The 898-nt window shown below is 51.2% G+C and carries 1 protein-coding gene; it reads left to right on the forward strand.

The features are described 5' to 3' along the window. Positions 1–332 (forward strand): HAD family hydrolase (locus DO97_RS19730; RefSeq protein ID WP_036536864.1); only part of this gene is annotated, 332 nt, incomplete at its 5' end. Between the last annotated feature and the right edge of the window lie 566 nt (positions 333–898).

Genomic DNA, 898 nt, shown 5'->3' on the forward strand with positions numbered 1-898 from the left:
TGATTGAAGACCTGTTACAGACTCTGCGCCAACGCTATGCTCCCACAGACCTTTACTTAACCAAGTCAGTTCCGACCGTTTTTGAAGCGGCAAACCCCAAAGTCAATAAGGGAACAGCGGTGCGCTATTTGGCCGAAGAGTTACTGGGCATTCAGCCTCAACACGTGATGGCGGTGGGGGACAATTGGAACGATCTAGAGATGCTCACCTATGCGGGAATGGGGATTGCCATGGGCAGTGCTCCCCTGTCTGTGCAATCGGTGGCTCAGTGGGTCGCCCCAACCGTAGAAGAAGATGGAGTAGCAGCTGCGATCAAAACGTTCCTACTGTAGCGTCGGTGGTTTTGACCGCTAGGAACTGGGAACCATGAAAATATAGCAATGATGACACAGCTTCAGACATTGTCAGGCTGCAAAATGCCCATTTTAAGCGGCTACCTGACATGTCATCCCAAAGCTTTGGGCAATGGCTATCTTTAAAATCAGAAAGGACACCGACGACTTGCCGTGTTTCGTCTCGGTGTCCTCACTGGTTCGCTCCTCACACGCCTATTACTATATCTGAACGCTCATCAATTTGTCACCCCCTGTTCACAAAAAACGTTATCTCCCCGTCATAGAAGCTGTTGCATCAAAGTTCCCAGGGGGCAATCAAGCCCAGATATCCTTCCAGGAAAAACCGCAGCACTGCCTGGGTGATCGCGACCAATCCCAAACGATTTAGTGCCAGTGTCGAGGTCTTACTGGACGGTTCCCCCAGATCTGACAGGCGCGATCGCAGGACTCAAAAGCCTCAACCAGTTGTATTAGGGAATTCGTGCAACGGCGAGGCGGACTTCCAGAGTCAATGGCATCCATGATCAAGACTAACTGGGCTAGCAGGTGCGATTCAGCAGGAT

It is taken from the genome of Neosynechococcus sphagnicola sy1 (genome assembly GCF_000775285.1).
GTDB classification, from domain to species: Bacteria; Cyanobacteriota; Cyanobacteriia; order Neosynechococcales; family Neosynechococcaceae; genus Neosynechococcus; species Neosynechococcus sphagnicola.